Source organism: Streptomyces sp. NBC_01244 (assembly GCF_035987325.1).
Lineage (GTDB): Bacteria > Actinomycetota > Actinomycetes > Streptomycetales > Streptomycetaceae > Streptomyces.
On sequence record NZ_CP108488.1, the window covers coordinates 9,195,684 to 9,219,095 of the forward strand.

General features: G+C 70.3%; 24 protein-coding genes and 1 pseudogene. 12 read left to right on the plus strand and 13 right to left on the minus strand.

Going from position 1 to position 23,412, the window contains the following annotated elements:
- Positions 1-112 precede the first annotated feature (112 nt).
- Positions 113-268: a hypothetical protein gene (locus tag OG247_RS40900; protein ID WP_327257030.1), complete on the plus strand. Its 156-nt coding sequence runs from the start codon at positions 113-115 to the stop codon at positions 266-268.
- 224 nt (positions 269-492) lie between these two features.
- On the plus strand, positions 493-1,989 hold the full coding sequence (locus OG247_RS40905; protein ID WP_327257807.1) for a UDP-N-acetylmuramoyl-L-alanyl-D-glutamate--2,6-diaminopimelate ligase: 1,497 nt from the start codon (positions 493-495) through the stop codon (positions 1,987-1,989).
- Between the two features lie 43 nt (positions 1,990-2,032).
- Here OG247_RS40905 and OG247_RS40910 read toward each other — a convergent pair whose 3' ends face one another.
- Positions 2,033-2,554 carry a hypothetical protein gene (locus OG247_RS40910; RefSeq protein WP_327257031.1) on the minus strand — a complete coding sequence of 174 codons (522 nt, stop codon included), beginning with the start codon at positions 2,552-2,554 and terminating at the stop codon, positions 2,033-2,035.
- A gap of 375 nt (positions 2,555-2,929) precedes the next feature.
- Between OG247_RS40910 and OG247_RS45000 the strand changes: the two genes are divergently transcribed.
- Positions 2,930-4,609, plus strand: a complete 1,680-nt coding sequence (locus OG247_RS45000; RefSeq protein ID WP_442813541.1) for a carbohydrate binding domain-containing protein — start codon at positions 2,930-2,932, stop codon at positions 4,607-4,609.
- 143 nt (positions 4,610-4,752) lie between these two features.
- Here the strand turns inward: OG247_RS45000 and OG247_RS40925 are convergent, their stop codons facing one another.
- Positions 4,753-5,994, minus strand: a complete 1,242-nt coding sequence (locus OG247_RS40925; protein WP_327257808.1) for an amidohydrolase family protein — start codon at positions 5,992-5,994, stop codon at positions 4,753-4,755.
- A gap of 472 nt (positions 5,995-6,466) precedes the next feature.
- On the opposite strand from OG247_RS40925, the gene OG247_RS40930 reads away from it, so the two are divergent.
- Entirely contained in the window at positions 6,467-7,051 is a 585-nt protein-coding gene (locus OG247_RS40930) for a DUF2975 domain-containing protein (RefSeq protein ID WP_327257032.1), read from the plus strand.
- Positions 7,051-7,284 carry a helix-turn-helix domain-containing protein gene (locus tag OG247_RS40935; protein WP_327257033.1) on the plus strand — a complete coding sequence of 78 codons (234 nt, stop codon included), beginning with the start codon at positions 7,051-7,053 and terminating at the stop codon, positions 7,282-7,284. The genes OG247_RS40930 and OG247_RS40935 overlap by 1 nt, the downstream gene beginning before the upstream one ends.
- Before the next feature lie 115 nt (positions 7,285-7,399).
- Here OG247_RS40935 and OG247_RS40940 read toward each other — a convergent pair.
- Positions 7,400-7,759, minus strand: a pseudogene (locus OG247_RS40940) (alpha/beta hydrolase); the annotation flags it as partial.
- Between the two features lie 290 nt (positions 7,760-8,049).
- Positions 8,050-8,508 carry a GNAT family N-acetyltransferase gene (locus OG247_RS40945; protein WP_327257034.1) on the minus strand — a complete coding sequence of 153 codons (459 nt, stop codon included), beginning with the start codon at positions 8,506-8,508 and terminating at the stop codon, positions 8,050-8,052.
- Positions 8,509-9,134: 626 nt separating this feature from the next.
- On the opposite strand from OG247_RS40945, the gene OG247_RS40950 reads away from it, so the two are divergent.
- The 3 genes from OG247_RS40950 (at position 9,135) to OG247_RS40960 (ending at position 11,307) form a co-directional block, all read left to right on the plus strand.
- A complete protein-coding gene (locus OG247_RS40950; protein WP_327257035.1) occupies positions 9,135-9,575 on the plus strand; it encodes a hypothetical protein in 441 nt (146 codons plus the stop codon).
- 140 nt (positions 9,576-9,715) lie between these two features.
- Positions 9,716-10,306 carry a DUF3592 domain-containing protein gene (locus OG247_RS40955; RefSeq protein WP_327257036.1) on the plus strand — a complete coding sequence of 197 codons (591 nt, stop codon included), beginning with the start codon at positions 9,716-9,718 and terminating at the stop codon, positions 10,304-10,306.
- Positions 10,307-10,536: 230 nt separating this feature from the next.
- Complete coding sequence (locus OG247_RS40960; protein WP_327257037.1) at positions 10,537-11,307, plus strand: 2OG-Fe dioxygenase family protein; 771 nt, start codon at positions 10,537-10,539, stop codon at positions 11,305-11,307.
- A gap of 67 nt (positions 11,308-11,374) precedes the next feature.
- On the opposite strand, the gene OG247_RS40965 is transcribed toward OG247_RS40960, so the two are convergent.
- Both OG247_RS40965 and OG247_RS40970 read right to left on the minus strand, forming a co-directional pair.
- Positions 11,375-12,559 (minus strand): alpha/beta hydrolase family protein, encoded by a 1,185-nt coding sequence (locus OG247_RS40965; RefSeq protein ID WP_327257038.1) that lies wholly within the window; start codon positions 12,557-12,559, stop codon positions 11,375-11,377.
- 43 nt (positions 12,560-12,602) lie between these two features.
- Positions 12,603-13,574 (minus strand): aldo/keto reductase, encoded by a 972-nt coding sequence (locus OG247_RS40970; RefSeq protein ID WP_327257039.1) that lies wholly within the window; start codon positions 13,572-13,574, stop codon positions 12,603-12,605.
- A gap of 142 nt (positions 13,575-13,716) precedes the next feature.
- Here OG247_RS40970 and OG247_RS40975 point away from each other — a divergent pair, with 142 nt between their 5' ends.
- The gene (locus tag OG247_RS40975) at positions 13,717-14,094 is read left to right on the plus strand and encodes a MerR family transcriptional regulator (protein ID WP_327257040.1); all 378 of its coding nucleotides are present in this window, start codon (positions 13,717-13,719) and stop codon (positions 14,092-14,094) included.
- 55 nt (positions 14,095-14,149) lie between these two features.
- Here OG247_RS40975 and OG247_RS40980 read toward each other — a convergent pair whose 3' ends face one another.
- The gene (locus OG247_RS40980) at positions 14,150-14,830 is read right to left on the minus strand and encodes a MarR family winged helix-turn-helix transcriptional regulator (RefSeq protein ID WP_327257041.1); all 681 of its coding nucleotides are present in this window, start codon (positions 14,828-14,830) and stop codon (positions 14,150-14,152) included.
- A gap of 138 nt (positions 14,831-14,968) precedes the next feature.
- Here OG247_RS40980 and OG247_RS40985 point away from each other — a divergent pair, with 138 nt between their 5' ends.
- Complete coding sequence (locus tag OG247_RS40985; RefSeq protein ID WP_327257042.1) at positions 14,969-15,517, plus strand: carboxymuconolactone decarboxylase family protein; 549 nt, start codon at positions 14,969-14,971, stop codon at positions 15,515-15,517.
- 118 nt (positions 15,518-15,635) lie between these two features.
- On the opposite strand, the gene OG247_RS40990 is transcribed toward OG247_RS40985, so the two are convergent.
- The gene (locus OG247_RS40990) at positions 15,636-15,977 is read right to left on the minus strand and encodes a HopJ type III effector protein (protein ID WP_327257043.1); all 342 of its coding nucleotides are present in this window, start codon (positions 15,975-15,977) and stop codon (positions 15,636-15,638) included.
- Between the two features lie 227 nt (positions 15,978-16,204).
- On the opposite strand from OG247_RS40990, the gene OG247_RS40995 reads away from it, so the two are divergent.
- Entirely contained in the window at positions 16,205-16,753 is a 549-nt protein-coding gene (locus OG247_RS40995; RefSeq protein WP_327257044.1) for a hypothetical protein, read from the plus strand.
- Positions 16,754-16,875: 122 nt separating this feature from the next.
- Here OG247_RS40995 and OG247_RS41000 read toward each other — a convergent pair whose 3' ends face one another.
- Genes OG247_RS41000 through OG247_RS41020 form a run of 5 tightly spaced genes read right to left on the minus strand, consistent with a single transcriptional unit; the run spans position 16,876 to position 21,503 of the window.
- On the minus strand, positions 16,876-17,895 hold the full coding sequence (locus tag OG247_RS41000) for an LLM class flavin-dependent oxidoreductase (protein ID WP_327257045.1): 1,020 nt from the start codon (positions 17,893-17,895) through the stop codon (positions 16,876-16,878).
- A complete protein-coding gene (locus OG247_RS41005; protein WP_327257046.1) occupies positions 17,892-19,142 on the minus strand; it encodes an MFS transporter in 1,251 nt (416 codons plus the stop codon). Before OG247_RS41005 ends, OG247_RS41000 begins: the two co-directional genes overlap by 4 nt.
- Complete coding sequence (locus tag OG247_RS41010; RefSeq protein ID WP_327257047.1) at positions 19,139-20,293, minus strand: nucleotidyltransferase family protein; 1,155 nt, start codon at positions 20,291-20,293, stop codon at positions 19,139-19,141. The genes OG247_RS41005 and OG247_RS41010 overlap by 4 nt, the downstream gene beginning before the upstream one ends.
- Positions 20,290-21,192: a hypothetical protein gene (locus tag OG247_RS41015; protein ID WP_327257048.1), complete on the minus strand. Its 903-nt coding sequence runs from the start codon at positions 21,190-21,192 to the stop codon at positions 20,290-20,292. The genes OG247_RS41010 and OG247_RS41015 overlap by 4 nt, the downstream gene beginning before the upstream one ends.
- Positions 21,189-21,503, minus strand: coding sequence for an acyl carrier protein (locus tag OG247_RS41020; RefSeq protein ID WP_327257049.1), 315 nt, complete (start codon positions 21,501-21,503; stop codon positions 21,189-21,191). Before OG247_RS41020 ends, OG247_RS41015 begins: the two co-directional genes overlap by 4 nt.
- Positions 21,504-21,973: 470 nt before the next feature.
- Between OG247_RS41020 and OG247_RS41025 the strand changes: the two genes are divergently transcribed.
- Complete coding sequence (locus tag OG247_RS41025; RefSeq protein WP_327257050.1) at positions 21,974-23,308, plus strand: condensation domain-containing protein; 1,335 nt, start codon at positions 21,974-21,976, stop codon at positions 23,306-23,308.
- The last annotated feature ends 104 nt before the right edge of the window (positions 23,309-23,412 follow it).

The window sequence follows — 23,412 nt, forward strand, 5'->3', positions numbered from 1 at the left end:
CGCGTCATCCTCGTGCGGGAGCAGCGACGGCGGAGCCCCGACCGGGGCGGATGTCCCCGGGCGCCGGGCAGACGCGGCGTACGGACCGCGTGAGCGCACGTACACTCGGCCTATGAGCCGCACACGACGCGTCACGGGGGAGTGCCTGCAGCAGGCCGCCCCCGGCGTGCGTGCGGCCTCCGCGGGCCGGACGGGCATCAGTCTCCGGACCGCCGCCGACGGCAAGGCCCCCACGGTCGGCCGCGGCGTCCTGCACGGCCACGGCTAGCGCCTTCCCACCGCGCCCGGGCCCTGTCCCTCACGCCGCACCATCCTCAGCGACGGGCCCTGCCCCGGCAGCCCGGCCCGACCAACGCGTCGGGCCCGGCCCCGTCGCCTCCAGGGCGACGCATCGCCCTCCCCGTCCCCATCACCGCAGTCCCGACGCTCCGTCGGCTCTGCCGCCAGGCTAGGGCCGTGCGCCGGGCCGTAGTCGCCTCCGAAGGGACCACCGTGAAGTTGAGCGGGTTGCTGACCGGCCACGAACACCACGTCATCCAGGGCGACACAGAGTCGACGGGGATCACGGCGGGCACCACCTTCGACGTCGACCGGGTGGTGCCGGGCTCACTCTTCATCGCGGTACCCGGCCACCGCGGCGGCGGCCCCGAATCCATCGGTGCGGCGCTCGCCCGCGGGGCGGTGGGCGTGCTCGTCGACGAGGCGGGAGCGGCCGCCGTGCCCCCCGGGCGAGAGCTGCTGCCGGCGGTGTGCCTCGTACGGGTCACCGACACCCGCAAAGCGGCCGCCGTGGTCTCCTCCCGCTACTTCGGTGAGCCGGGCCGGCACATGGACATGGTCGCGGTCACCGGGACCAACGGGAAGACCTCCATCTCCTACATGGTCGAGTCGCTCCTCAAGATCTCCGAGGGCGCCTCCGTGGGCGTGATCGGGACGGCGGGCAGCCGGATCGGCGACGAGGTGATCCCGATGCCTCCCTCGGTGCTGACCACACCGGAATCGCCCGACCTGCAGTACCTCCTGGGCCGCATGCGGGACCAGGGCACCGGCAGCGTGGTGCTGGAGGCCACCTCGATGGCCCTGCAGACGTACCGGATGGACCGGACGTTCGTCGACGTCGGCGTCTTCACCAACCTGACCCAGGACCACCTGGACGACCACGGCACGATGGCCCACTACACGGACGCCAAGATGCGGCTGTTCCAGGGACTGTGCCGGCACGCGGTGGTCAACGTGGACGATGCCGTGGGAGCAAGGGTCCGCGCGATGATGCCCGGCGCGGTGACGACGTACGGCCTCGACGCGGAGGCCGACTTCCGGGCCACGGACCTGATCGCGGACGCTTCGGGCACGCGGTTCACGCTGCACCACGCCGGCAGTGAGTACAAGGCCGCGATGCCGGTCCCGGGCCGGTTCTCCGTGTCCAACGCGCTGGCGGCCCTGGCCGCCTGCCGGGTACTGGGGCACGACCTGGACGGACTGGTCGCCGCGCTCGCCCAGATGCCGCCCGTACCGGGCCGGTTCGAGCGCTTCGTCACCCCCGCCGGCACCTCGGTGATCGTGGACTACGCGCACTCGCCCGACTCCCTCGACAAGGTCCTCACCGCCATCAGGGGCTTCGCCCGTGGCCGCGTCATCACGGTCTTCGGCTGCGGCGGTGACCGCGACACCACCAAGCGCGCCGAGATGGGCCGCATCGCCGGCACCCACTCCGACCTGTGCGTCCTGACCTCGGACAACCCCCGCACCGAGGACCCCGAAGCGATCCTGGACCAGATCGCCCCCGGCATCGAGAGCACCGGCACACCGTACGAGCGCTCCGCCGACCGGCGCCAAGCCATCGCCTTCGCGCTGTCCGCCGCCCGGCCCGAAGACATCGTCCTGATCGCGGGAAAGGGCAGCGAACCGCACCAGATCGTGGGCGAGACCCTGCTCCCCTTCAGCGACATGGCGACCGTGCGCGACCTCGCCTCCCGCCTGCTCCCCTGAAGCCGCTCCCGGAGGATCCGGCAGGGCCCTTCCCCTGCCCTTCCTAGTCAGGGATCCCCGGCATGCCCCATCGGGCGCTCCTGTCCTCGACACCGGCCCTCGGACATGCCTTCCGCCACGTGGCGAGCACCGGGGGGCGGCCAGGACGCCCGAAGAAGAGCCGCTTCCTTCGCAAGCGCAAGCGCCGACGTAGACGTAGACGCAGACGCAGTTTCGCCGAGCCGTCGACGTTGTCGTAGATGACGAGGACCCGGGCCACTTGGTCGGGGTCGTGTTCCGTGATCCGTCCTCCGGCGTGCAGGAGGCGGAGCCTCGCACGACCGTCGGCCCCGCCGGGGACGATCCGCGCCTCGACCACGCGTCGCCCGTCCCACGCCCAGTACGCGAACTCCACGAGCAGGTAAACCACAGCCGCGCCGGCCACCCACCTGACAGCGGGTTCTCCCCACAGCGCCAGGCCGGACAAGCCGAGACAGCCGGCCGACACGGCCATGCGCCGCAGCCGTGGAACAGTCCGTGTGCTCTTGTCCGACGCGTCCCAGAGCAGATCCTCGCCGGCCGTCATCTCGCCATCATGGGGCCCCGGTCATCCTCGTGAGAAGCCCCGACGTGAGAAGCCCCGACCGGGGTTTCCGGGCGAGGCCTCGGCGCGCGGGACGGCGGCGAACCGGCCTGACGGTCGGCGCGGGACGGTCGTACTCCCGCCGTGAGCAGGCAGGTTCGGCGGTGCGACGACACCCGCGGATCGCAGCCTCGCCGGATCTCTTCGCCGGACCAGACCACATCCCGCCTATTGGTCCAGACCTATTGACCGGCCGGGCCGTTCCTCCTACGATCCGGTCCGGCACAGCCCCACCTGTCCCCACCTCACCCACCAGCCGGGCGTCACGCCCCCACGCGTCGGTCATGCCCATGGCGCTCGGCGGGAATGGAGCGCACCATGTTCCGTCGGAGATCACGTACTCCGCGCCTGACGGCCGGCGCAGACCCTACTGTGAACCGGGCCGGCCGCGCCCAGCACGGACCGACCGTCCTGAACCGCTCCCTCGCCGGGGTGAGCGCCGCCGCCGTCATCGGTGCAGGCCTCGCCGTGGCCGGCACCGTCAGCGCCGGAGCCGTCGCGGCCGGGGCCGAGACGGTCACCAACCTGGTGGTCAACCCCGGCTTCGAGAATGGGCTCTCCTCGTGGACCTGTTCCGGAAGCTCCGGTGTGGCCGTCGGCAGTCCGGTCCGTGCCGGCGCCTCCGCACTCAAGGCCACGCCGAGCGGCCAGGACAACGCCCAGTGCGTCCAGACCGTCAGCGTGCAGCCCAACTCCCAGTACACGCTCAGTGCTTACGTCCAGGGCAGCTACGTCTACCTGGGCGCCACCGGCACCGGGATCACCGGTACCCCGTCCACCTGGACGCCGAACAGCCCCTCGTACGGTCAACTCAGCGTCGGCTTCACCACGGGGCCGAGCACCACCTCGGTCACCGTCTACCTGCACGGCTGGTACGGGCAGCCCGCCTACTACGCGGACGATGTGTCGCTCACCGGCCCCGGTGGCAGCAGCCCCACACCGACCACCGCGCCGCCGACGACCGCGCCCCCGACCACCACGCCCCCGCCGACCACCACGCCCCCGCCGACCACCGCACCCCCGACGACCGCCCCGCCCGGCGAGACCTGCCCCACCAAGCCCAAGCCGTCGGGCAAGGTCCTGCAGGGCTACTGGGAGAACTGGGACGGCGCCGCGAACGGCGTCCACCCCGGCATGGGCTGGGTACCCATCACGGACAGCCGGATCGCCGCGCACGGCTACAACGTCATCAACGCCGCCTTCCCGGTGATCCTCTCGGACGGCACCGTCCTGTGGCATGACGGCATGGACGCCGGCGTCAAGGTCGCGACCCCCGCCGAGATGTGCCAGGCCAAGGCGGCCGGAGCGACGATCCTGATGTCGATAGGCGGCGCCACCGCGGGCATCGACCTGAGCTCCAGCACCGTCGCCGACAAGTTCGTGGCGACCGTCGTCCCGATCCTGAAGAAGCACAACTTCGACGGGATCGACATCGACATCGAGACCGGCCTGACCGGTAGCGGCAACATCAACACGCTGTCCGCCTCCCAGGCCAACCTGATGCGCATCATCGACGGCGTACTGGCCCAGATGCCCGCGGGCTTCGGCCTGACGATGGCCCCCGAAACCGCGTACGTCACCGGAGGAAGCGTCACCTACGGGTCGATCTGGGGCTCCTACCTGCCGATCATCAAGAAGTACGCGGACAACGGCCGGCTGTGGTGGCTGAACATGCAGTACTACAACGGCAGCATGTACGGCTGCTCCGGGGACTCCTACCAGGCCGGCACCGTCCAGGGCTTCACCGCCCAGACCACCTGCCTGAACAACGGCCTGACCATCCAGGGCACCACCATCAAGGTGCCGTACGACAAGCAGGTGCCCGGCCTGCCGGCCCAGCCCGGCGCGGGCGGCGGCTACATGACGCCGAGCCTGGTCAGCCAGTCGTGGAACGCCTTCGGCGGTTCGCTGAAGGGTCTCATGACGTGGTCGGTCAACTGGGACGGCTCGAAGGGCTGGAGCTTCGGTGACAACGTCAAGTCCCTCCAAGGCCGTTGATCACACGCCCTGACCTTCACAGGGGGATGCGGGAATGACCGGGCAGGGCCCCGGGGGAGCGCTCGGCGCCCCCCGGGGCCCTGCTGTTCGGCAAGGGCCGAGCGGCATGCCGGCCGGAACGGACGCGGGAGCGGTGCCCGGGTTCAGGAGGCGGAGCGCAGGCGGGTGGCCGCGGACTCCGCTTCCCGTACGACGCGGTCGGTGTCGACGTCGACGAGGCGGCCGTCGAGTTTGAGGGGACGGCCGTCCACGAAGACCGCGCGGACGTTCTCCGGGCGGCCGTTGAAGACGATCTGGTTGATCCAGTCGAAGCGCGGCGCGAAGTTGAGGGCGGCGGGGTTGATCACGATGACGTCGGCGCGTTTGCCGGGGTTCAGGGATCCCACCGTGTCGGCCAAACCGATCGCCTCGGCGCCGCCGAGCGTGGCGAGGCGCAGGACGTCGTGGACCTGGGGGAACACCGAGGTCTCCAGCGAGCGGGCGCGCTGGAGACCGATGGCCGCCTTCATGAGGGCGAAGAAGTCCGAGGAGTCGTTGGTCCCGCCGTCCTGGCCGAGCCCGGCCTTGACGCCGCGTCGGCCGAGGTCCGGCAGCCGCATGATCCCCGAAGCGAGGCGCATGTTGCTGAGCGGACAGTGTGCGACCCGTACGTCGTGCGCGGCGACCGCGGCGATCTCTTCGTCGGTGAGGTGGATCGCGTGGTTCATGAGCAGCCGCGGACCCAGCGCGCCGATGTCCGTGAGGGTGCCGATCGGGTCGTCCGCGCGCTGCTCGGAGTGTTCGAGGACATGGCTGTTGAGCATGACCCCGAGATCGCCGGCGATCTCCCAGTGCAGCCGGTTGAGGCCCCTGATGGCCCGTGCCGCGTGGGTGGCGACCTGCGCCGAGGCGAGGGGGAGCGGGTCGATGAGCTCCTTCTTCGTCCGGGTGATCAGCGAGGCGTCCCGCTCGGCTTGGAACATCGCGTAGGTGAAGCGCACGCCCGTGCCGGCCAGGGCCCGCACGTACTGGACCGTCGTGTCGTACGGGAGCGCGTCCACCCAGTCCACGAGCGTGGTCACACCGGACTGCACGGAGTCGAGGGCGCCGAGCCGGACGAAGCGGTACATGTCCGCGGGCGTGATCCGGGAGAACGTCGCCCGGTTGCAGTCGGCCAGCCATCCGAAGAGGTCGCGGTCCGCGCAGCCGCCCCGCATCGAGGACTGCCACAGGTGGGTGTGCACGTCGACGAACCCCGGCATCACCAGCTGACCGGCGGTATCGATCACCTGCGTGCCGGGCGGTGTGGGCAACCGCTTCCCCACGGCCGCGATGACACCGTCCCGCATGAGGACGTCCGCGTCCTCGACGGTCCCCAGGGGCCCCTCGCCGAGAGCCGGGTCCATGGTGAGCACGAGTGCGGCGTTCCTGAGCACGACGGCCCGGCCCGGGGGTGTTCCCCCTTGCGGCCGGCTCCTCCCTGCGCCCAGGGCGAGCGGAGCGGTCGCGGCCAGGGCGAGGCCGCCGAGGAGTCGGCGCCGGCTGGGCGCCGCTGCCTGCGGCGAAGGCGCACGTACTTCCGGTAAGGAGGTTGAGGCGGGTTCGGGACACTCGCTGATCGGGTTCATGGCGTGTGGCCTCCCAACGAAACGAGGGCGGGATCGGCCTTGCCCGTACTGACGGATGGTCAGGTGAGCGGGGCAGGCTACCTGAATCGTCCATCGGGCCGACGTCTTTCCGATAGAGGCGCGTCAACATTCTGTAGAAGTCGCATCCGCGCCCTCACCCTCGCCCATGGGTGAGGGTCGTCGGCGACTTGTCGATTATCGATATGGTCCGCTAGTGTCCGGCATATCGAAAATCGATAGGGGGAACGCGGTGAACACGCGATTCACGAAGATCCTGGCCACACTCACCTTTGGGCTGGCGATGCTCTGGGGGCTCACCTTCATCGGCACGGCCGTCTCGCACCTGACCGACGACGGGGCGGTCTGCGTACAAACCGGCTTCTGGGCCAACGCCACACTGGAGGGCGGCCTGCCGGTCGGCGAGGGTGTGGACGCCTCCAGCAGCGCCGCGCGGCTCTGTCAGAACAGCCCCTCCGCGGCGCAGCGCGCCGCCGACCTCGGGAGCCGACTGCCCTGGACGCTGTTCGCCTCCATCGCTCTGCTGCTCTTCTCCCGACTGCTGGATGCCGTCGTGTCCCAAGGGCCGTTCACCGACAAGGTGGCGCGACGGCTCACCGTTCTCGGCTGGTTCGTCACGGTGGGCACACCGCTGGCAGGCCTCGTCGTAGGCTGGTCGGAGTCCTGGCTCGTCGACAGCATGGTGCCCATGGGGGGCTCCGGCCTGTCGGTCTCCGATCCGCAGGTGCTCATCCTCCCCGGCATCGCCGCCGTCATCTTGGGGAAGATCATGCGCGAGGGCGTGCGTATGCGAGAGGACCTCGAAGGGACCATCTGATGCCCGAAGAGGAAATCCACGCGATCCGGATCCACCTCGACCGGGTCCTCGCCGAGCGGGGCATGACGCTCACCGAACTGTCCGCGCTAGTGGGCATCACCGTCGTCAACCTGTCCGTGCTCAAGAACGGGCGCGCCAAGGCCATCCGCTTCTCCACCCTGTCCAGGATCTGCGACGTCCTCCAGTGCCAGCCGGGAGACCTGATCACCCACGACCCCGACGAGCAGGCCTAGCCTGGCTGCTTCCCGGGAGGTCCCGGGAAGCAGCCACGCCCGGCGTGGACCCGGCTGACGGAGGCGTTGATGGCGGAGAGTGCCTACCGTCTGCCGCCGGCCCGACGGTTCGGGGTCACGTCAGGTGCCGGCCGAAGAACCGGACCCCGTCCTCCACCTCGAACCACGGGGTGCCGACGTGCCCGCCCGGATTGGCGTGCAGCGTCTTCTCCTTGCTGCCGAAGGAGTCGAACAGGTCCAGGGCCCGCTGGCGGGGATTCCCCTCGTCGTCCCACTGCAGCAGCAACAGCAGCGGAGCGGTGACCTGCCGGGCCTCCTCGCGCCGGGCGCGAGGCACGAAACCCCCGGCGAAGAAACCGGCGGCCGCGATGCGCGGCTCGACCACCGCAAGTCGGATACCGACGGCGGTCCACCCCGAGTACCCGACCGGGCCGCCGATCTCGGGCAGCGCAAGGAGGGCGTCCAGAGTGGTTCGCGCTCGAGAACGCCATGGTCGAGACGCTGTTCGGAAGTGAAGTGCACGGTCGTGCCTTTCGGGAGTGCTCACAGTGGCGCTCCCGGACGACCTATCGCCCGACCGTGACCCCGGAGGGAAGCACCCATGTCGATACTGCGTTCACGGGTACCACCTCCTCGTTCTCTCGCACGGCCTCCGGGAGGCTGGCAGCGGTCGACCTGGCCCACCAACGCCTATTTGCAGCGGCATCGCGGCAGGTTCCCCGAGGCCGGACGAGCCCGGCCGGCGCCCCTTCCTTGTGAACGCCCCTACGGCAGCTTGTGGAGGAAGTGATGGTGCCGCCCGATGCCCGGGACGGTGTACTGGTCGCCCACGGGTGTGAAGCCGTGGTGTTCGTAGAAGCCGGCGGCGGCGAGCCGGCCGCTGCACCAGACGAGCCGGCCGCCGTGTGCGGCGCACGCGTCGAGGCCCGCGCGCAGTACGGCCTTGCCGAAGCCCTGCCCGCGTACGGACGGGTCGCTGGCGAGCTTGCGCAGCCTCCACACTCCCTCGGTCGCGAAGGGGGCCAGGGCAGGGGTGTCGGGCAGGGGCTCGCTGCTGAAGGTGGCGCAGGCTCCGAGCTCGCCGCTGTCGGCACGGGCCGCGAGATGGAAGGTGTCCGGGAGCAGGTCGACCTCGGTGAGCGCGCTCGCGCGGGGCTGCCCCGGCCGTAGGACCCGCCGGCGAAGGTCCAGGATCTCTTCGACCGGGACGAAGGTGACGAACACGCTGTTCCCTCTCGTGACATGGCTGCGGAGCTCCAGCCCACCGCCGGGCTGGGGCGATATCCCACGACCTTTGCCGGGAAGGCGGCCGGGAGACCGCCGACGCGCCGGACCCGGCGTGCGCGGACACTGAGCGGCCGCATCACCGCTTGCGCGCCCTCCATGAGAAGGGCCGGGGCGAGAGTCCGTGGCCTTGTGGGCGGTGTTTCCCGCGCGGGCGTTCTGGGCCATCCGCCGCATGACCTGTGAGAGTGCGCTGGAGGCATTGGCAACACGCGCCGCGACCTCTGCGAGCGGTGCCGGCCCTTCGAGGATGACGACTTCGCCGGCGCGGTGGACCTCGCGGGCCAGGGTGACGAAGCGGCCCGTCTTCTCGTCGAGGTCGGAAAGGTCGGGCTGGTCGGAACGCAGCGCGTCGAGGACGGCGTCCATGGCGAGGTCGCGGTCGTGGAGAGCGCCGAGGTAACCGGCGTACGCGTCGCGGCGATTCTGGCGCTTCCACTGGGCGTGCTGAGACCAAGCCTGAGCACGGCCGTTGACGATCGCGGCCCCGACGCCCCGCGCCGCCGGTGTCCGCGTTTCGGGCCCTGGTGTGAGCGGAGTGTCGCCCGGGCAGGTAGTTTGCTCGGGTGAGTCTCCTTGATGATGTGGCAGAGCGTGACGGCTGGCAGTGCTGGGTCTGTGACGAACCGGTCGACCCCGACGAGTCGGTGAACGACCCTCGGGGGCCCAGTGTCGACAGCCGGACCGCCGACCGGAAGGCCAAGGTCACCGAGCGGCTCGCGCACCGCGGGTGCAACACCCGCAAGGGCGCGGTCAAGGTGGTCATCGCCTGGCCGGAGCGCCTGTACGTGGTCGAGCCCGCGCCGCTGATCACCGTTGCGGAGCGGCTGGAGCGCAAGGGCGGCCGCGAGATGGTGGGCCGCTGCCCGACCAAGAAGGACGCCCAGGAGACGGCCGACTGGCTGGTGGACCGTTTCTCCCGGCTCGTGCCGGGCCTCCCGGTGACCGCCGACATCCAGGCCGGTGGCGGCCAGTTCCTCGTCATCCTGTCCACCGGCCGCCGCTGACCGGCGACCACCCGGCGCACACTGGCGTCGAGGTGGTCGCTTGGCGAAGAGGCCGGCGGCGGAGTCCAGAGCCCTGGTGGGACCGTGCTCCGCAACCGCGGGAGGGTCGACGGACGTCCCCTGGTGCGGGGGTGGTGCGGATGGAGGAGACAGGCCTGCGGGTGCCGCGCGTCGCGGTGGCCTTGCCCGCGTTCGCCGCGGTTCTCGTGTACGGCTGGGCGCATTGGGCGCTCACGGCACCCCATGGACCGTCCATGACGGTCACGGTGTCGGTCGGCGCGCTGCTCATCGCCGCCCTCGCGGGGGCCTACTTCCTGCTCGTCGACGGCAACGGCGCCTTCTTCGGAGCCATCGCCCTGGCTCTGGGGCTGTTGCTGACCTCGACCGCCGTTGATCAGGCGACGGCGCGCGCCGAGACGGCCACCTGCACCGTGGCCGAAGTGCGCACCAAGGTGCAGGATTCGTTCGGGGAAGGCGGTCCCGGGCCGAAGACCGTCTACCAGCACGTACTGCGCTGCCCCGGCGGCTACCCCTCGGAACTGAAGGACGACCGAGCCGCCGCCCCCGTCGGCGGTGAGGTCAAGGTCGCCTACGACCCCGAACGCCGGGTCTCCCCGGCGCTGGAGGGCGAGAGCTCGCTGTGGAGCGCCGTCCTGCTCGCCGTGTTCCTCCTCGCCGCCGCCACCTTGCTGGCCACGTCCGGTCCCGCCCGCGAGGAGCGGCGTACCTGAACCCCGCCGGGCAGGACAGGCCCTGCACTGACCGTGGCGACTTCGGAGGGCGTGGTCACGGGGGCTCCCACGAGGGGAGCCGGATGGCGGGGAAGAGGGGGAGGTGTGCGTAAGGTCGGCACGGCCGCCGGCGCGATGGCCGTGGTGGTGACCTGTTGGAGGAACACGTGGGAAATGCCGAGCCCCAGCGGCGGTCGCACTCTGGTGCCGGAGGTCCTGGCGCAGCGGGAGTGGACGGTCTGCGTGAGCGGGGGTTTGCCCGCTACGGTGCCGAGCAGCTCGGCATCGTCCCGGACGGCTCCGCGGCGAGGGACTTGGCCCGGCTCCGGGAGGGCTTCGCTGTTCTGCCGCCCGATCCGTACGCTCCGGGAACGAACCGGTTCCGCCGCTACTCCCACGCCGTGTACCTGCCGTGGAAGGACGAACTGTCCTGGATTCCCGGAACCCCCGACCCCGTCCACGGTACGGTCACCAATTTCTCCCAGGGCGAAGACGACCCTGAGCACCCGCGAAAGCTCCGCGTGCTCCCCGACATCCCCGAGGCGCTGCGCGACAACGCCCTGCTGCTGCGGCTCCTGCGCTGGGACATCGCGCAGGTCCTGTCCCTGCGGGACCTGAGGAGACGGCCGCTGTGGGCTGGGGTCCACCTGATCAGGCTCGGCGTCGACAGCCCAGGTCAGGAGGCCGTCTCTACCCCCGACTGCCTGCACCAGGACGGAGGTTCGGCCAGCACGTTCACGTTTGCCCACCTGATCAGCCGTACCAACGTCACAGGCGGGCAGAATGTCATCGCCACGCCGGGCAGTGCGGGCCTGCGGCCCGAGGACCCGTGGGCGGACGTCCACAGCAGTTTCACCCTCACCGATCCCCTGGACGGCTATGCCGTCCACGACCACAGGGTCAGCCACTACGTCGGCCCGGTTCGCGCGGGCTCCGAGCCGGGGCCGGGGGAGCGCTCCATCCTCATCGTCGGCCTCGCCCCGTACGTCCCCCAGCTGTGACACCGGGACAGAGGGCTGCCGAAGAACCGCGCCACCAACGCCCCGTAGGAGACCCCATTCGCCATCGTCAGCCGCGGGTCCAGCGGAAGTCGACCTCCGGGTAGCGCGGGGACGGGCTGTTGAGCAGGGGGGCCGGCCGGCCCTTCAGGAACTGGTCGAGGCACAGGCGGGTGTAGGTCCGGATCAGCTCCGTCGAGCGGGCAGGATCCAGGGTCCCGAGCAGTTCGGCGTAGAGGTCGGCCGGCCAGGACTCCGCCAGTCCGCCGGGAACGGCGAAGTGCGGCAGATCGGTGTAGGTGAGGTGCCCCGTGTCGCGCGCCCGCAGCTGGCGGCCCCATCCGCGCTGGTGCTCGCGCCAGCGCCCCCAGGTTTCGTGGTCCTCCAGCGCGGTGAGCAGCAGGTACGGTCGATCCAGCCCGAGGTCGGCCACCGGCGAGCCGAACAGGGCGCCGTCGAGATTCACCCCGACGGCGAAGCGGTCGTCCACCCGGAGGAGTTCGGCGGCGGCGGCTCCGCCCATGGAATGCCCGACGACGCCGATCCGGCCGGGGTCCGCGCAGGGAGACCGCCGCCGACGGGTCAAGGTCGTGGCGACGAACCGCAGGTCACCGACGCGCGTCTCTATCTCGAGGCGTTCCTGGCGGTCCCAGTCGTCCGACTCCTCGGGCAGCACGCTGTGGACGGCCCGACCGTCGGGAAACTCCACCACCGCCGCGTCGTAGGTGTGGTCGATGCCCGCGACCAGGTACCCGTACGATGCGAGCTCTTCGGCCAGCGCGGTGCAATTGCTGCGGCCGCCCTTGCGCCCGTGCCCGAGCAGCACCAGCGGCAGCGGGCCCGGCACGGCCGGCGCGCCGGTCCGGGCGTGCGGACGTACGGCCCCCAGGGTGCCTGCCTTGAGGGGCAGACCCGCCTCGAGGGCGGAGGCGACCCGGCTCGTGGTGTACGGGGCCCGGCGGCAGCCGGCGGTGGTGAGCGCGGGGTACCAGAGCTGCACCATGAGTTCGCGCGCCCTGCGGTCCGGCGCGAGGGGGTCGTCACGATCGTGGTCGACCAGGTGTAGGTCGATGGTGCCCACCGGCCGCCGGGAGGTGGGAGCGGGGAGATCGATGACCTGCCCGGCGGCCCGCGCGGGCACGGAGGGCAGGGTGACCGCCCCCGCGCTCAATCCGGCGAGAACCAGGAGGGACCGGCGCGAGACCATCAACCACTCCAAGACGACTACGTGCAGCGGGACGTGACGAGTGCTCACCCTAGAAGGTCTGGACCAATCTGCCTAGATGTGGGGGCGCCGGTTACGCGTGGTCGAGGTGGGTGCGCTGGGCCGGGGTCAGATCCAGCTCGACGGCGTCCATGGCCTCGTCGAGCTGGGCGACGGTCGAGGCGCCGACGACGGGCAGGACGGGGAGGTCGCCACCGAGCAGCCAGGCGAGGACGACCTGGTTGGCGGTCGCGCCGGTCTCGGCCGCCACGTCCCGCAGCGCGGCCAACTGGGCCGCTGCGCCCGGATGGTCGAAGGTGCTCGGGAGCGGCTTGGCGGGGTCCGTGTACGCGCCGGCCAGCAGCGAGGTGTAGGCGAGCAGCGTGACGCCGGGTTCGCTGCGCACGTAGTCGAGCAGTTCCGGCGTCGCGTGCTCGCAGGAACCGAAGGTCGCGCCGGGCCGGGGCCGGAGGTAGGTGTACTGCTGCTGTACGCAGCCGTATCCGGCCACCCCCTGCTCGCGGGCCAGCGCACGGGCCCGGTCGATGCGCCAGGTGACCTGGTTGCTGACGCCCAGGACATCGACGGTGCCGTCGGCGACGAGTCCGCCGAACGCCGTGACCGTCTCGGCCAGCGCCGGCCGGCGGTCCTCCATGTGCGCGTACAGGACGTCGAGCCGGTCGGTGCCGAGCCGCTTGAGGCTGCCTTGGACGCCGGCCTGGACGGCTGCCGCCGACAGGCCCTCCGCGGTGCCCGGCCACTCACCGGGGCCGGTCGGCCGGGCGCCGACCTTGCTGGCCAGTACGACCTCGTCCCGGTTGCCACGTGCGGCGAGCCAGCGTCCGATCACCAGCTCGCTCTCGTCGCCGTTCGCGCCGTCGAGCCAGAAGGAGTAGCAGTTGGCGGTGTCGATGAAGGTGCCGCCGCGTTCGGTGAACCGGTCCAGCAGGTCGATGGCGCGCTGCTCGTCGACGCGGGTGCCGAACGGCAGGGTGCCAAGGCAGAGCGCGCTCACCGTGGGGCCGGGGGTGCCGTCCGTGCGCAGGCCAAGGGTACGAAAACGCATGGGAGTTCCTCTGCGGAAGGGGGGGTGGGTGCCGGGCCGTCGGCGTGGGATGCCGGGAGCCGCTGAAGGAACGGTGCCACCTGGAGCGCGGTCCAGGTCAAACCGCTCGGCGGCTCGTTGCAGCCGATGGCATGATCCCCGCATGAGCGCACCCACGACCGAGTACCTGACCCCGGCCGAGACGGTGGAACGGTCAGGCTTCAGCCTGGACACCCTGCGGTATTACGAACGCATCGGCCTGCTGGGCACCGTCCACCGCTCGCACACCGGCCACCGCCGCTTCACCCAGCACGACCTTCAGTGGCTGGCCGTGCTGCGCAGCCTGCGTGACACCGGTATGCCGATCGCCGAGATGCGGCGGTTCGCCGCTCTCGTCCGCGACGGTGACGGGACCTTCGCCGAGCGCCTGGCCTTGCTGGAACAGCACGACGCGCAGGTGGAGGACCGCATCGTCCACCTGCGGGGGCAGCAGGCTCACGTCCGCGAGAAGATCGCCTTCTACCGCCGGGCATTGAACTGAATCATCCTCGTCAGGTCGCGTACTGCGGCGAAGGCGAGGGTGCAGAAGAACGGGATCAGGCCGACTGGTGTTCGGCGCAGTCCACGCGCAGTTCCGGGTCGCCGATCGGTGCGTCCAGCAGGGCGCAGTGGTGCGGGCGCCGCGCATCGTCGTGCTCGTCGCGCCCGAAGAAGCGGCAGGTCGTGCAGGTCCGGGCGACGGACAGGACCCCGGTGTCGGCGAGGTGGCCGACCAGGTCCAGGATCAGGCGCAGTGCGCGGCCCTTGTCCTCGGTCGGCAGGGTCGCCAGATGGGTGGTGACGGGGTCCGGCCAGTGGGCGAGAGCGTCGGCAGCGGCGAGGCCTGCCTCGGTCGGTGCCATCACATGGCCGCGCTTGTCGCCCGCGATGGGCTGCTTTTCGACGAAGCCCTTGCGGCGCAGGGCCGCCAACGCCTCGCTGATGGTGGCGGCGGACAGGTCGAACTCGGCCGCGAGCGTGCCGACCCGGCGCCGCTCGGGAGGCTCGACCCCCAGACGTAGCAGGAGTTGGACCTGGATGGGGCTGAGCCCGTGAGCGGTGGCCTGGGTCCAGATCAGCGTACGGAGGGCGTGGCCCGCGCGTTCGAGTGCCGAGGCGAGGCGCCGGTCCAGGCCGGACGGGTCTTCGGGGTCCCCCGGCAGCTCCTGCGCTGCCAGGTCGAGCGGCAGTCGCGGCGACGCCGGGGGGTGGGTGTCGGTGGGGTCGGCGGTCGGCACGGGATGGAGCCTCCTGACAGTTCCTTCGGACTCCTGACGATACCCCTTGTGCGGCGCGTGAGGGCAGGGCTATGTTTCAGGAGTTCGTAGGACTCCTAACGATCTGCGATCTCATCCGAACCGGAACTGGAGACACCCATGCCTTCTCGTCTGAGCACCGTCGACCCCGCCAACGCCGAGCCCGCGGCAAAAGACCTGCTGGCCAAGGTGGAGCGCGCTCTGGGCGCGACGCCGAACATGATGCGGGCGATGGCCACCTCGCCGGCCGTCCTGGACGGATACCTGTCCTTCAGCGGTTCGCTGTCCAAGGGGCTGCTGCCCGGCTCGCTCAGGGAGCAGATCGCACTCGTCTCGGCGGCCGAGAACTCGTGCGAGTACTGCTACGCGGCCCACCACGTGCTCGGCGCCCGCGCGGGCGTCTCCGCCGAGGACCTCGCTGCGGGCGGCCACGCCCAGGCGTCGGACCCCAAGGCCGCGGCCGCCCTGCTCTTCGCCCGAGCCGTCCTGCGCACCCGGGGCTTCGTCGCCGACGCCGACATCGAGGCCGTGCGTGCCGCGGGCTACGGCGACGGGGAAATAGGGGAGATCATCGGCGCCGTGGCTCTGAACATCTTCACGAACTACTTCAACTCCGTGGCCCGCACCGAAGTCGACTTCCCGGCCGTCGACCTGCCGGTCGCAGCCTGAGTCGCGCTTCCGGACCGGGCGGGCCCTGCCTGCCCGGTCCGGAAGCGCGCCGGGGTCTGCAGGGAGGGCTGTGGACGCGACTTTGGCGCGCGCCCGGATTTCGCTCGGATCTCGCTGTTCAGCTCTTGCGGGTCAACGGCTGCCCCACGAAGCTCACCCCTGCCAGGCCATGGGCCATGAGGTTGCGAATGTTGGCGTGATCAGCGTCGTCCGGCGTCGCCAGCACGCTGCGGTAGTGCTCACCGAAAGCCAGCAGCGCCTCTTGGTCGCTCAGCTCTTCCAGCAGGGCGAGTCCCAGCGTCTTGCAGGAACCCTCGTTCTCACCTGCGGCATTTTCCAGGTCCCCGTTGCGGAACGCCTGCGGCTGATAGGCGTAGTGCGCGGCGACGAAGGCCAAGGTGTCGGCGAACTCGTGCTCACCTGACGCAAGGCTTGCCCGCAGCGAGTTCAGATCAGTCATGGTGGTTCCCCTGGGTTGAACGGACGATCCGATTGCCGTCCGTGACCGGACGACATTACCCCCGGCTGCCCAGTCGGTGAGAATCGCGCCACGCGTCCGAGCGAGCGGCGTCCCAGCGGTCGCCCTCACGGAAACTGGGACAACCGGAAGACTTTCATCCGTGTGTCCGGGTTTGGCACCATGATCACGTCCTGAATTCGCAGGACGCCGATCCTGGGGGGATCCCGATGTCCCGCATGCACCTGCTCGCCGCGCCCGTACTGGCGGCCGGCCTGGCATTCGTCGCCGCGCCGAGCGCGAGCGCTGCCACCACCGCCACCATCAGCAAGGCCGAGTACGACCTGATCAAGATCGGCACCACCACGGCCAAGATGCACAGCATCGCCGACAGCGGCGCCTGCAAGCTCAAGAGCCGTGACGACTCCGGCGGCATTGCCTACCGGCACTACGAGTGCAAGGGCAACAAGCCCTACAGCAGCGCTACGTTCGACTTCGTGAACGGCAAGCTGGAGATCAAGGGCCAGGTCCTCCTCGACGGCCTGGAGTCCAACGGCAAGATGACCAAGACCAAGTACGGCAAGATCAAGGTCGGCAGCACGATCAGCCAGATGCACGAGATCGCCGGCAAGGGCACCTGCGTGCGCGTCGTCCAGTCCCAGTCCCGTACCGACAACATGGCGATCTACGACTGCGAGCAGGCCAGCACCTTCGGCGTCGCGAGCTTCTTCTTCGACAACGGCAAGGTCACCTCGCGTAACCAGGCGGGCCTTCGCTGAAGCAGTGATGTGAGATGACGTGAGGGGGTGGTGGCGCCACGGCGCGCCAGCACCCCCTCACGCGTGCCCGCCGCCCGGACCCGCGCAGCCACGAAGCCCAGGTCAGCCACAAACTGAAGTCTCTACGCAGCCCGGAACGGATCGCGCACCAGCGAGAGCACCTGCGAGGCGTGGTGGAAGTCCTCGCGGGTGTGGACCTGGGAGAGGAGAACGGTTCTGACGCCGAGGGACAGATACCGCCCGAGGTAGTCGGCGACCCTGCCGTAGCTGCCGACCAACAATGGGGCGGAGGCCTTTCCGCTGCGGTAGAGGCCGGTCCAGTAGACGTCGTCGTACAGATCGCCGTCCGTGGCCAGATGCGCCATGCGTCGGCTCCAGTCGGACTCCGACCCGCGCTTGAGGACCGTCTCGATGTGCGCCGCCCGGTCCACGGGATAGGCGGCACGCGCCGCCCGCCAGGCCTCGTCGTCGGTGGTGCGCGCCAACAGGCCGAGGCGCACGCCGAGTTCCAGCCCCTTGTCTCGCCACTGCAGGAACTCCGGGGCGAAGCTCGTGACCGGCTCCGGGTGCGTGACGGACACGTCGCCCACCCGCAGCGCCACCGCGCGCCCCGCCTCGGAGGAGCCGGCCACGAACACCCGCGGCAACCGCTCCTCGGCGAGCCGGGAGTGCAGGTGCAGTTGCCGATAGCGGTAGTGGGCGCCCTCGTGGTCCAGGGGTTCGTCCGTGCGCAGCAGCCGGGCGACGACGTCCATGTACTCCGCCGCACGTTCGTAGCGCGCGTCATGCGGGGTCGCGTCGCAGACCTGGGCCAGCTCGCCTCCGGACGAGCCGATGATCAGGTTGACGTCGAGCCGCCGCCCGTACAGCTCCGAGAGGCTGTGGATCGCCTTGGCCGCGCTGAACGGGGGCGCCGCATAAGGCTGCAGCGCGACCAGCGGGGCGAGCCGCTCGGTGTGCTGCAGCATCACCGCGGCCATGACCCACGGGTCGTAATTGCGGTGGTCGTAGAAGGTGAGCAGCCCGTCGAAGCCGCTCGCCTCGGCATGCCGGGACAGCGCCCCGAGCTCCGCGAGGGTGCTGCGGCCGCCGCTCGGATGCGGCTGGTACGCCGTTCCGTACACGCTGAAGTCGTACGTCATGGAGCGGCCTCCCGGCGCTGGAGTGTGCGGATCGCGGGGACGCAGAGCAGGGTCACGCAGCTCGCGGTGCAGATGAGGACGCCGATGAAGAGCGTCTCGCGGGCGCCGATCATCAGGGCCAGCGGACCTGCCAGGGCGCGCCCGACGGGATTGGTCATGATGGAGCCGGCGACGTCGTAGGCGTACACCCGGTTCAGGGCCTCGGGGCGCACCTGGGTCTGGACCGTGGTCGTCCACTGGACCCCCCAGAAGGTCCAGCAGGCGCCCGCCACGCCGAAGCAGCAACTGATCGCCCACACCGGCAAGTCGGCCACCAGAGCAAGCGGATGCAGCGCGAAGCCGAACATCGCCACGGAGCCTGCGGCGAGCGGGCGCAGTGGACGCAGCCGCATCGCGATCAGGCCGCCGACCACCGTGCCCGCGCCGAGCACGGCTTGGACGGTGCCGAAGCCTGACGATCCGTACTCGTCCACCAGGACCGTGGCGGTGAGCGGTCGGGCCGGTCCCCACACGAGGAGTCCGTTCACGGCCCACACGAGGATGACCGCCCAGAGCCAGCGTCTGGACCGGAACTCGTACCACCCCTCCTGCAGGTTCTGCCACATTCCGGCGGCCTTGGTGCTCACCGGCGGCGCACCGATCCGCAGCAGTTGAAGGAAGACCATGCTGACCGCGAACGTCGCCGCGTTCACACCGAAGACGACGGCCGCACCGAACGCCGCGACCAGAACGGCCCCGAGCGCCGGACCGAGCAGGGAGCCGACGGCCTCCGCGATGCGCAGCGCGCCGTTGCCGCGCTGTACGTCCCTGGCGACGAGCGGCACGATGCTGGACACGCCCGGCTGGAACATCGCCGTCGCCGAACCGCTGATCACGGCCAGGACCAGGATCGGCCCGAGCCCCGGGTCGCCCGCGGCGAACAGGGCGGCGAGCAGGAGATGGACCGCGAGCCGTACCGCGTCGGCGCCGATCATCATGCGGCGTGCGGTGAAGCGGTCCGCGAGCACCCCTCCGAAGATGACGAACAGGGCCTCGGGCGCGATGAAGGCCGCCATCACATAGCCGACGCCGGCCACGCCGTGTCCGAGCCCGAGCACCGCGACGGCGAGCGCCACCGGGAGCATCTCGTCGCCGAGCCGTGAGGTGGCGCGTGCGACGAAATACTTGATGAACTCGCGCGTCCACAAAGGCTGTTGGGCGACCCTGGTCGGCTCCTTGGCGAGGGCCTCCTCGGGTTCCGTGCTCACTGATGCGGGATGGTCGAGGACCCCACGACCTGCCCACGGCGGTCGGGGTCGAACAACCGGTCCAGGAACGCGGTGGTCCAGCGTCCGGCCTTGCCGTCGAGTTCCCCGTACTCGTCGAGGTATCCCAGGTCGTCCGGACGCAGGGACTCGGCGAGGGACTCGGGGACCGCGTCCGGGTACAGCCGACGTGCGAACGCGAGCGCGAAGTACACCTCGCGTTCGGCGCCCGACCGCGAGGCGAGCGCGGTGAATTCCTTCGCCGCCCCGCTGTCCATGAGCCGCACCGACTCCGCCACGTCGAGGAACCGCTGCAGCGTGATGTCCTTGCCGCGCTCGATGCTCAGGTGACTGGTCGCCTCCTTGTACAGATGCAGGCACACGTCCAGGAGGTGATCGGCCGGCGCGAGCGCGCGGGCGTCGGTGCCGCACATGCGCAAGGGCACGGAGCGGTCGAGGAGCGTACGGGTGTCGGCAGCGCCCCGGGACTTGCGCTGAAACAGGTTCAGGCACAGGTCGACTTCGAAGAAGTCGACGTCCGGGTCGGAGGTCGGCTTCTTGAAGGGCAGCTTGTTGTTCAGGTGCATCGACCAGAACGCGCGGGTGGAGCGGGCGTACGGGGTGATGACGGCGCCGTTGGCCGAATGCAGCCCCTGCGCGTAACCGAGTTCGGACAGGACCCCGCTCACCTCGGGGAAGGACTCCTCCTCGATCAGAAGGTCCAGGTCCGCCATGCGCCGCGTGCCCGCGTCGTCGTACACCGTGTGACACAGGACGGGGCCCTTGCGCACGGCGTGACGGATGCCCGCCCTGCCGAGGTCGTGGAAGATCCGTCGGAACTCGCCGAACAGGGCGCGGTTGCGACGGGAGTTGGCTTCGTACGCCGCGACGTAGATCCAGGGGTAGGGGATCAGTACACCGTCCTCCTGCGGCTGCCACACCCGCGAATACTGCAGGTTGCGGCCGATCAGCGGGACGACGTGGTGACGCAGGGCCTGGTCGAGGAAGTAGGACCAGTCCAATTCCCGTTGCCCGGTGAGGATGTGGCGTGCCAGGGCGTCCGCCTCGTCGGACCAGCGCGGGGTGGCCAGGGTGTGCAGGAGCCGGGCTTCCGGGCGCAGCGCTTCCAGCCCGGTGGGTGCTGTCGAGGTCATGTGGCCGCTCCGATGCCGAGGCGGGTGCGCAGAGAGGCGGGCCACTGGCCCGGCTTGGGGCCGTGGCGGTGGACCAGGGCCAGCGCGAGACGTTCGTATCCGAAGGCCGCGCAGGCGGTGTGCCGCGGTGTGCCGGCTGCGTCGGTGATGCGGAACAGGTCGCCGAAATGGTCCTTGTGGTAGTTGAACGAGGCCACGGCCTGGCGCTGTCCGGGAGCGACCTCCAAGGAAAGCTCCCATTTCAGCTCCTGCTGGCGCTGGGTGGCGCTCATCATCCGGTGGACGGTACCGAAGAACGGGTCGTTCGCGAGTTCCCGCTCGGGCGTCAGGCCGAGGCCGGTCAGCCAGTCGCCGGCTCGCTCCAGCCATCCGTCGCGCCACACCACGCAGTCCTCGGCGGCGCCGATTCGGACGAACTCGCGCATCCGGAAGGAGCGGAAGCGCCCTGGTTCATTGCTGCCCTCCTGCCGGAAACAGGTGGCCTCCACGCTGTGCTCGCAGGCGGAGGTCACCGCGGAGTCCTGGTAGAGCGGGTAGAGGCAGTAGCAGCCGGCCGGCAGGAGGACCAGGTCGGAGACCTCGAGCAGGCGGTGCCAGCTGCTGCCGGGCCCGGACGAGGTGACCCGGTCGGTCCACTCCTCGGAGGTTCCGTCGAAGCGGTGGACGGTACCGAGCAGGTTGGGGAACGTCTCCACGTATCCCGACTGCTCGATGACCGAGCGGGCGATGACCGGCGGGGTCCGCAGTGACCGGGCGTCGTCGAGTCCGCCGAGTGCGGTGAGCGAGGCCCGAAGGCCGTCGACGATCCGCTCGAAGTGGCCGGAGTAGAGCAGGACGCCGTCGGCTGCGGTGGTGGTGAGGAGGTCGGGTGGGGTCACGGTGCGGTCGGGTGAGGTCACAGCACCTCACCGCTTTCGCGTTGCAGGTCCAGGACGGTCCGGGTGAGGCTGTCGATGCTCGCGAAGACTTCCATGGTCAGCTTGCCGTCGGGGAACTCGACGGCGAAGGTCTCTTCGAGAGCCACCAACACCCTGACGCTGGCAAGAGAGTTCATGCCCGCGTGCCAGAGATTGTCGTGTGTGGCCAGCTCCTGGACCGTGTCGCCCAGACCTGAGGCGATCTTCAGGATTCCTCTGACTTGCTCGGCCAAGGCCTGCTCGGGCAGGGCTTGTTCTGCCGGCATTTGTTCTGCCGGGACTTGCTCTTCCAAAGCTGTCTCCCGTCGGGGATGAGCGCAGGACGAAGGGAGCGGATACGCGACCGGGCGTACCGCTGCCGTGAACAGGAACGAGATGAAAGGTGCAGGTGAATCGGTCCGCGGGCGCAGCACTGGGCCGACGGACCTGCCCCCTGGTCGCTACCGACTGCCGTGACGAGGCTTCGCACATCGGCCCGTGTGGTTGCACGTCCACACTGATCCGCCGACGGGTTGCGGACCGGGCCGGGCCTCGACGAGACAGGGTCGGGGACTGACGGGGCGTTACGGTTGCAGACCGGTGAGCACGGTGTCAACCACCTTGATCACAGTGACTCATTACGGCCGACGTGGCCACATACTCGTGGATCAAGGCCTGTTGACATGCAGGGATCACGCCTGGAAACGTTCGATCCACCTCGCCTCGCCTCGCCCCGCCGGCGCCGTGCAGACGTCTCCCCACCGATCCCGTCAGGGGGCCCGCCATGGCGCAGTTCTTCCCGCTGTCCGAGGAACAGACCAGCCTGCTCTTTCTCGACCGGCTCTTCGGACCCGGCATCTTCCACAACAACAACTACACGCTGCGGCTCGACGCCGAGACCTTCCCGAAGGTGTCGTACGACGACGTGCGCGCTGCGGTCACGGACCTCCTCGAGTCCCAGGAGGCCCTGCGCACCGGGCTGGTCGCCGGCTCCCCCTTCGTGCAGGAACTCGGGCCGCCCGAAGCACACTTGACATCGCGGACCGTCTACGACGAAGCACCGTCGGCGTACACGGATCGCCGCGCCGGAGAGCTGCACAACGCGGAGCTGCATCCGCGCGAGGTGCCCGCCCGGGCCCGTTTCGAGTACGCCGAGGACCCGGCGGGGCAGCACAAGGCCCTGCTGATCGCGACCGACCATCTGGTCTCCGACGGCATTTCCTCCGGTCTCGTGCGTTCCCGGCTGCACGCGTATCTGCAGGCCCGCCAGAACGGCGAGAAGCCGCCCGCGTCGGAGCCTGCGGGCTATGCGGCACTGTGCCGCGACCGGCATCCGGGCACCGAGGCGCAGGCACGGGAAGTAGCACACTGGAACCGGAAGTTGGGGAATGTCGAACCGCTGCGCGGCCTGGCCGCGACGCCCCGGGGTGATCTGCAGCGCACCCAGGTCGACCGCGGCACCGCCGGGCCCGCGCGGTACGACGAGGTGAACCTGCTGACCGGCCGGTACGAGGCGTCACCGTTCGCTGTTGTCGCCACCCTGGTCGGCTGCGCCCTGTGGCGCCGCACCGGGCGGCGCAGGTTCCTGCTGCACACGCCCATGTCGACGCGCCGGGACGAGAGCGCACAGGCGGCCGTCGGCTATTTCGTCAACGACCGGCCGGTGCTCTGCGAGGTCGACCCGGACCAGCCGCTCGCCGACGCCTTCCGGGCCATGATGGCGGCCGCCTGGAACGCAGGCCGGCACTCGACGCTCTCGGTGCCGCGGCTCGCAGCCGAAGTCCCCGCGTACGGCGCTTCGTTGCTGGAGCCCGGCATCGACTACGTACAGCTGCACGTGTGGATGTCGCAGGTGCCGTCCAACCGGTACCGGGGGCCCGTCGACTGGCGAGAGGAGATCGTGCACGGGCCGTTCAGGCCGGCGCGGGACCTGCGGGTGACGACCCTGCGCTACCGCTTCTGCCCGCAGGAGACCTTCGACCGGACGTTCTTCGCAGGGCCCGCAGACGGCATCCACGAGGCGACGGCGGTGAGCGACGACGTACTGACACTGTTGCGGGCCGCGGCCGGCACCGAGGTGAGCACCATCGGTGCGCTGGCGCAGACCTTGCGGAGCTGAAGGGGGAGATCGCAGGGGGCTGAGGCGTCCGCGGGCTTCGCGGCTCCCCTCGCCCTCGGCGGTGTGACGGGAGCCGCGCGTCCAACGGGTGAGACCTCACGCGG